Annotated in this window: 6 protein-coding genes; 1 reads left to right on the top strand and 5 read right to left on the bottom strand. The window is 35.8% G+C overall.

Annotation, left to right across the window (positions count from 1 at the left end):
• The 3 genes from sprA to ACIQ2S_RS09520 form a co-directional block, all read right to left on the bottom strand.
• Nucleotides 1-1,285: cell surface protein SprA (gene sprA, locus ACIQ2S_RS09530; protein ID WP_396175357.1), on the bottom strand; the 1,285-nt coding region annotated here is incomplete at its 3' end.
• Nucleotides 1,286-1,342: 57 nt separating this feature from the next.
• A complete protein-coding gene (gene ruvA, locus ACIQ2S_RS09525; RefSeq protein WP_396175355.1) occupies nucleotides 1,343-1,924 on the bottom strand; it encodes a Holliday junction branch migration protein RuvA in 582 nt (193 codons plus the stop codon).
• A gap of 80 nt (nucleotides 1,925-2,004) precedes the next feature.
• Nucleotides 2,005-4,305, bottom strand: coding sequence for an NADP-dependent malic enzyme (locus ACIQ2S_RS09520; RefSeq protein ID WP_396175353.1), 2,301 nt, complete (start codon nucleotides 4,303-4,305; stop codon nucleotides 2,005-2,007).
• Nucleotides 4,306-4,473: 168 nt separating this feature from the next.
• On the opposite strand from ACIQ2S_RS09520, the gene ACIQ2S_RS09515 reads away from it, so the two are divergent.
• On the top strand, nucleotides 4,474-5,259 hold the full coding sequence (locus ACIQ2S_RS09515; protein ID WP_396175351.1) for a hypothetical protein: 786 nt from the start codon (nucleotides 4,474-4,476) through the stop codon (nucleotides 5,257-5,259).
• 13 nt (nucleotides 5,260-5,272) lie between these two features.
• Here the strand turns inward: ACIQ2S_RS09515 and ACIQ2S_RS09510 are convergent, their stop codons facing one another.
• Together ACIQ2S_RS09510 and ACIQ2S_RS09505 are read right to left on the bottom strand one after the other, a co-directional pair.
• Nucleotides 5,273-5,998, bottom strand: a complete 726-nt coding sequence (locus ACIQ2S_RS09510; protein WP_396175349.1) for a hypothetical protein — start codon at nucleotides 5,996-5,998, stop codon at nucleotides 5,273-5,275.
• Nucleotides 5,999-6,176: 178 nt separating this feature from the next.
• Complete coding sequence (locus ACIQ2S_RS09505; RefSeq protein WP_396175347.1) at nucleotides 6,177-7,052, bottom strand: DUF808 domain-containing protein; 876 nt, start codon at nucleotides 7,050-7,052, stop codon at nucleotides 6,177-6,179.
• Between the last annotated feature and the right edge of the window lie 194 nt (nucleotides 7,053-7,246).

The following is a 7,246-nucleotide window of genomic DNA, read 5'->3' as shown; positions in this document are numbered from 1 at the left end:
ATTTTCTTGCATTCTCTAATTTCGAAAAATCTCGACCTTCACTTACCGTATTTGGCGGAACGTTAAAACCATTTTGTGAAGTGACAATTTCTCTAATGGCAGGATTTAAAAGTCCTCCACTAGTGGCAATTAAGGTAGGATCAAAGTAGTTATTAGAGTTTTTAGGAGGGGTGTCAAAGGGTACAGACGGATTAAAAACAAGAGCAGGATCTAAACCTACCACTTGCGTGTCGTCGACATTTGATAACCGTGCTTCACCTAAATCCTGAATCGCAATAATGTTTCTAAGGTTATTTCCCTCCGGTGTAACATTCACTCGATTTTGACGATTAGTTACCCATACCTCTAAACGTGTAATTTGGACCCTACTATCAATCAGCGGATAGTTTCTTAAGGAAGCATCGTATTTGTCACGGAAATATTGAGATAAGAAAAAGTGTCGATCGGCATCGTAATCCAAAGCAAAAATTTCAAACTCTTGAATGGCTCCACCACCTTCTGCGGTTACGGATCGTGTTTCTGATTTTTGTTCTGAAAATACTGTTGTTAAAGTTGTCTTTCCAAATTGGAATTTCGCTTTAGCTCCAAACAAACTTTGAGCTCCTCTAACCAAGGTATTGTTTAAAGGCATACTTACGTTACCCACTTCTAATGTTTGCAAAATAGCATCTTCATCAGGAGTGTACTCTAACTTCATTAAGTTTTGAAAGTTAAAAGTAGATTGGGTGTCATAATTAATATTTACGTTTAAACGCGTCCCTACTTTACCAGTTAAACTCATACTGATTCGCTGATCAAAATCAAAAGTAGTAGTAGTTCTGTTTCTTGGAGAAAAGGATGGATTGTCTTGCTTAGTATACCTTATACCAACGTCCATCTCAACAGAACCTCTGGGCTGAATATCAATTGTATTACTTCCAAAAATACTCTCAAAAAGGCCTGAATTAACATAATAACGGGGAAGTAAATCCTTTTGAGCAGCTAAAGTGCCTTCTTTTTTACCTTCGATGGCATCCAGCTTTTGTTTGAAATAATTTCGCATCGATTCACGCAAAACTTTTTCTTCGTACTCTTTTGGGGTTAAAATCTGAGGATAATTGATATTGTATTCGCCAAATTTACTGTTGTATACATATAAATTTGTTACCGGATCGTAGGTGTAAGCAGAAACAATACTATTGGGGTCATTCAAAACGATTTTACCCACAGCATAGCCGGTAGAATCGGATGGTGTAGTGGGCTCGTCTTGAGCAAAAACAGTAACATTATAGAAAAAAAACAGCATGAAAAACCAAACTTTTAATCCTATAATAGAACATTTTTTATAAACCGTTTTCAAGTACTATAAATTTTTTAATGCTAATTTTATTAGTGTCTCTAGAGTCGCGTCGGGTAAATCTTTAACAATTCTCTCAATCACTTTTTCTGCTAATTTTTTGTTAAAACCCAATACTTCCAGAGCAGATAACGCTTCATCTTTATTTGTATTGTTTGAAGAAATAGAAACTTCATCTAAATCGTAAATCTTTAACACTTTCTCCTTTAAATCTAAGATAACTCGTTGGGCTGTTTTGGCACCAATTCCTTTAATTGATTGAATAGTTACCACATCTGCTGTAGCAATCGCGTTCAAAATTTGTTTGGGTTCCATCGATGACAACATCGTTCGGGCGATACTTGCCCCAATTCCAGATACGGAAAGCAACATTTTAAATAATTCACGCTCTGATTTTTCTACAAACCCGAACAAAGAATGAGCGTCTTCTTTGATTTGTAGATACGTAAATAATTTAATGTTTTCGGCATTTGGAATCTTTGAATAGGTATGCAATGAAATATGTATGTGGTACCCAACGCCGTTGCAATCAATCACAACATCTGTGGGTGTTTTTTCAACTAATCGGCCTTGAATATGTGTAATCATGAATGAATTATGTTAGCTTTCAAATGTAACAAAAATCTTTAATTAGAACTGTACAAAACGAGTATTAACGTTTTTATTCCTTAAAAGCTAACTTTTATCATCTTGTTTCTTTTTTCTTTTTCTTGTGCATCCACAACAGCAACCGCTGCCATATTTACCATTTCTTCCACACTAGCTCCCAACTGAAAAATATGAACCGGCTTATCCAAACCAAGTATAATTGGTCCGATAGAATCCACTTGATTCAATTCTTTGAGCATTTTATAGTTAATATTAGCCGATTCTAAGTTTGGAAAAATCAACGTATTGACTTTTTTACCGGCTAATTTTGAAAATGGAAATTTATTTTTTAACATCTCCGAGTTCAGGGCAAAATCTGCCTGAATTTCTCCGTCAACTACTAAATTTGGGTAATATTTGTGCAAATAGGCAACTGCTTCACGCACTTTATCGGCACTCTCATTATTGGTGGATGATCCAAAATTAGAATAAGAAACCATTGCTATCACCGGATCCATTCCAAACATCTTCACAATTCCTGCAGTCATCAAGGCAATTTTGGCTAATTCCGTCGCCGAAGGATTGACGTTAATGGCTGTGTCCGAAAAAAACATCGGACCTCGATTGGTCATCATGATATTAGTAGTGGCAATACGGGAAACCCCGGGTGCTTTGTCTATTAATTGCATGATAGGTTTGACAACCGATGGATAACTACGAGAATAACCGGTAACCAAAGCATCTGCCTCACCTTCGTTTACCATCATCGCTGCAAAATAATTCCGTTCACGCATCCATTTTTGAGCATCCAATAAAGTGATGCCACTGCGTTTCCTGCTGTCCCAAAATGTATTGGCATAATGCAAACGCTTTTCATCACATTCAGGTGTTTTAGGGTCTAAAATAGGGATGTCTGCATCAAATCCAATTTCCTCTTTTAGTTCTAAAATAATTTCCTTGTTTCCTAACAAAATAGGTATTCCGATGCCCTCCTCCCAAACAATCTGAGCTGCTTTCAACACATCCAAATGGTCTGCTTCGGCAAAAACGATGCGTTTCGGATTGGTTTTCGCACGATTAGCTAATAATCGAACCATTTTATTATCGGAACCTAAACGTTCGGCTAATTCCTCCTCATATTTATCCCAGTCTAAAATGGGATGCTGAGCCACACCGGATTCCATCGCTGCTCTAGCCACAGCGGGAGCAACAGTAGTAATTAATCGTGGGTCAAAAGGTTTTGGTATAATGTACTCTCTGCCAAAGTTTAATTTTGTTTCTCCGTAGGCAATATTCACCTGCTCCGGAACGGGCATTTTGGCTAATTCTGCCAAGGCACGAACGGCAGCCATTTTCATTTCTTCATTAATTTTTGAAGCACGAACATCGAGTGCCCCCCTAAAAATATAGGGAAAACCCAACACATTATTCACTTGATTAGGATGGTCTGAACGACCCGTGGCCATAATAATATCTTTCCTTGTGTTAATTGCAACATTATAATCAATTTCCGGAATAGGATTCGCCATTGCAAATACAACGGGGTCATTTGCCATTCCTAAAAGCATTTGTGGCGACAAAATATTGCCTGCAGATAAACCAAGAAACACATCGGCATTAACCAATGCTTGTCGCAAGTCGGTTCCTTTTTTACCTGCCGTGTATTTTTGCTGTAATGGCGATAAATCGGTTCGCTCCGGGTGCAATACACCGTCTTTATCAAACATTATTATGTTTTCAGCTTTTACACCTAGCAATAGATATAAATTAGCACAGGCCAATGCTGCTGAACCGGCTCCTGAAATAACTATTTTGACTTTTGTTGCCTTCTTTCCTGCTAGTTCTAAAGCATTTAACAAAGCAGCCGATGAAATGATTGCTGTACCGTGCTGATCGTCGTGCATCACGGGAATATTTAATTCTTCCACCAAACGACGTTCAATCTCAAACGACTCAGGGGCTTTAATATCTTCTAAATTAATTCCTCCAAAAGTTGGAGCAATATTTTTAACCGTTTCTATAAAAGCATCAATGTCTTTGGTTCCAACTTCAATATCGAACACATCTATGTCTGCAAATATTTTAAATAGTAACGCTTTTCCTTCCATCACAGGCTTTGAGGCTTCCGGACCAATGTCGCCCAAACCTAAAACAGCAGTTCCGTTAGAAATAACCGCCACTAAATTTCCCTTGGCGGTATATTTATAAACATTATTGACGTCTTTGGCAATCTCCAAACAAGGTTCGGCAACACCCGGCGAATAAGCTAATGACAAATCGCGTTGGGTGGCATATTTTTTTGTAGGTACAACTTGAATTTTTCCCGGTGTCGGTTTTGCGTGGTATAATAGTGCTTCTCTTCGTTTACTGTCTTTGTGCATGATGAAAGATATTCTTTACTATGACTTACAAAGGTAAAAGAGTTAAGTTAAAATGAAAATTTTATGTGATTTCTTTTAAACATAATTTTATTTAATGCCAGATGCAAATCGTATTAGATAAAAGTATATTTTTAACATACATTTCTATTTAATTCTATCGAAATAATTATGGGACATTTCTCTTCGCTTCAATTGGCCTCTTCTTTCTTGGTTGCATCCCTACTTTTTTTCTTGATTATTGCTTTTTATGCAATGGGTCATTTTTTTGTAAAAAGAAAAATTAAAGGAAACCCGGATTACATCAATATCGAACTAGGGTCGATTAATGGAGCATTATTGGCTTTGCTCGGATTAATTTTAGCGTTTACCTTTAGCATGGCGAGTTCAAGGTTTGATACTCGAAGACAATTGGTAATTGAAGAAGCAAACGCCATCGGAACAGCCATCTTACGAACAGATGTTTACCCGGATAGTGTGCGAACGGCCCTGAGAACCTCCATGAAAGTTTATGTGGAAGAACGGATTGCTTTTTATCAGGCGGGAATGAATATGAAAGAAACGGTGCGACATTATTTAAAAGCCGACTCAATTGGAAAAAAAATCTGGAAAATAACCGCAGATTATGCAAAAAAAGACAATATCACCACGCGAACATCCGAATTAATTCCTGCTTTAAATGACATGATTGATATCACAACTACCCGAAGAGCTGCGGGCGAATCAACTATCCCTGACAGTATTATGTATTTTCTATTTGCTCTTTGTGTGTGTTCTTCATTTTTATTGGGTTATGACAACAAACGAAAAATTGATTGGGTCATTCTACTCGGTTTTAGCGTCATGCTATCCAGCACCGTTTTTACAATCATTGATTTAGACCGTCCCCGAAGTGGTTTAATCAACATGGATGGACCGAATGAGAAAATTATTGAATTACGAGAGATGTTTGAATAGTGGCTAGGGAAAACTATTCAAGTTCATCAATTTCAGCAGTAATTGCATCTATTAATTCATAGGTTGGCTTAAAAAATCCCATTTCCAATAAATTCAGATAAATTTTTCTTTCATAAATTATGAGATTTAAATAATTTATCAGTTGATTGTCTTCTTTTAATTTATCAATAGAAATGACGTGATCTATGGTTTGCAAATCAAAATTAATATTTTGAAAATGTTGAAATAAATGCCCCGGCATTTGTTCCACTCTTTTATTAAAATTTATAACATCCAAAGCATCATTATCCATTTGTAAAGTGTAATCGATTAAGCTTTGTTTGAGGTCATTGGATTTGATATTATTAATATCCTTATTTGATATATTTTTTAAACCGGTATTTTCATTAGAAATAGTGAGTGTGTTAAAGAGTAGCACAATATATTTTTGATGCTTCAATATATCTTGCTCAGTATAATTCTTGGTAAGTAATAAATCTCTGAATTGAATAATGGAGTCTAATTCTGTTTTTCTACCTCTTAAATAATAACCGTTTGCCAATAGGTTGGAAGAAAGATTTTCTTTATACAATTTGAGATTATCAATCAAAAATTTATCCGTTTTTTGGGCTTCTTTGTAGGTGTTGTATTTGGACGCCAAAGTGATACCGATAAATATCAACACTATCTCCAAAGCAATATAACCCAATTTAAATTTTTCGTAGAATTCTTTGTTGAAAATTCGCCTTATTATAAACATATGTTAGATTTTGGTTTATTAAAAAATTTTATGGAGCGTATATCCAAATTTAAAAACTATCCATTCAAAAATGGGACATTTCATTTCATACCCCCCCCCCAACTTCGTCCTGTTAACATTTGTATGATTGAACAATCATATACAATTAATCTCTACATAACAGGATTGCAAGTAACAGCTACTTTTTTTTACCGATAATTTTTTTAATCATTAAAACGATGATCAGTGCAATTCCACCAAATAATAATCCAACCAGTGGTTCTTTGATGAGAGCCGGTAATTGCGGGAGCATATGATGTAAAAAATCAATATTGTGTACAAAAATTCCGCCTGCTACCATGATCAAAGCGATGGTTCCAATGACTGCCAAACTTTTAATGACTTTTGGCAATGCATTGACTAGAAAAGTTCCGATTTTAGTTGAAAAGCTATTTTCATTTTTACTTAATTGTATAAGCTTGAATCCCAAATCATCCATGCGAACAATTAACGCAACAATTCCATATACTCCCACAGTAGCCACTAGTGAAACTACTGAGACTACAGCAATTTGCATGGCTAACGATTGTTCTAAAACAGTTCCTAACGCGATAATGATGATTTCTACTGACAGGATAAAATCAGTGACAATTGCCGCCTTAATTTTTGCTTTTTCCTGAACTAAAATTTCTTCTTCTGTTAGGGATTGCAGTAAAGAACTATTCGATTCTTTTGGATGGTGCGGAAAAAAGTATTCGTAAATTTTTTCAGCACCTTCATACGCTAAATAGATTCCTCCAACAACCAAGATTATCTTGACGGCAATTGGCGAAAAAGCACTAAGCAAAAAGGCAATTGGCAAAATAATTAATTTATTCACGAAGGAACCTTTGGTGATTGCCCATAAAACCGGGAATTCTCTTGAAGAAACAAATCCCGAAGCTTTTTCGGCGTTTACTGCCAAGTCATCTCCCAATATTCCTGCTGTTTTTTTTGTTGCAATTTTACTCATTGCCGCAACATCATCCATCATGGATGCAATATCATCTAACAGTGCGAAAAAACCTGATGCCATATTTAATAATTTAATTGTTTGGTTTAACAGTGCGAATTTACTTTATTTTGAACAGAAAATCAATGATTCATTATTAGTAAAATAGTTCATTCTCTTTTATTTGTAGTTCCCGAATCGTTTATATATTTCGCTGAAAAAAATTTGTATCCTACACTTTTTGCCTCTTAAACACCACGTCTTGGAATTGAGGTACT

It is taken from the genome of Flavobacterium sp. (genome assembly GCF_044371705.1).
In the GTDB taxonomy this organism is placed as follows: Bacteria; Bacteroidota; Bacteroidia; order Flavobacteriales; family Flavobacteriaceae; genus Flavobacterium.
The sequence above is the reverse complement of the archived record's forward strand: the minus strand, read 5'-3'. Positions and strand labels throughout refer to the sequence as shown.

What these genes read in the sequence shown, in the direction of transcription:
- ruvA (WP_396175355.1), bottom strand. Translation starts at nt 1,924, where the DNA reads ATGATTACACATATTCAAGGCCGATTAGTTGAAAAAACACCCACAGAT.
- ACIQ2S_RS09520 (WP_396175353.1), bottom strand. Translation starts at nt 4,305, where the DNA reads ATGCACAAAGACAGTAAACGAAGAGAAGCACTATTATACCACGCAAAA.
- ACIQ2S_RS09515 (WP_396175351.1), top strand. Translation starts at nt 4,474, where the DNA reads ATGGGACATTTCTCTTCGCTTCAATTGGCCTCTTCTTTCTTGGTTGCA.
- ACIQ2S_RS09510 (WP_396175349.1), bottom strand. Translation starts at nt 5,998, where the DNA reads ATGTTTATAATAAGGCGAATTTTCAACAAAGAATTCTACGAAAAATTT.
- ACIQ2S_RS09505 (WP_396175347.1), bottom strand. Translation starts at nt 7,052, where the DNA reads ATGGCATCAGGTTTTTTCGCACTGTTAGATGATATTGCATCCATGATG.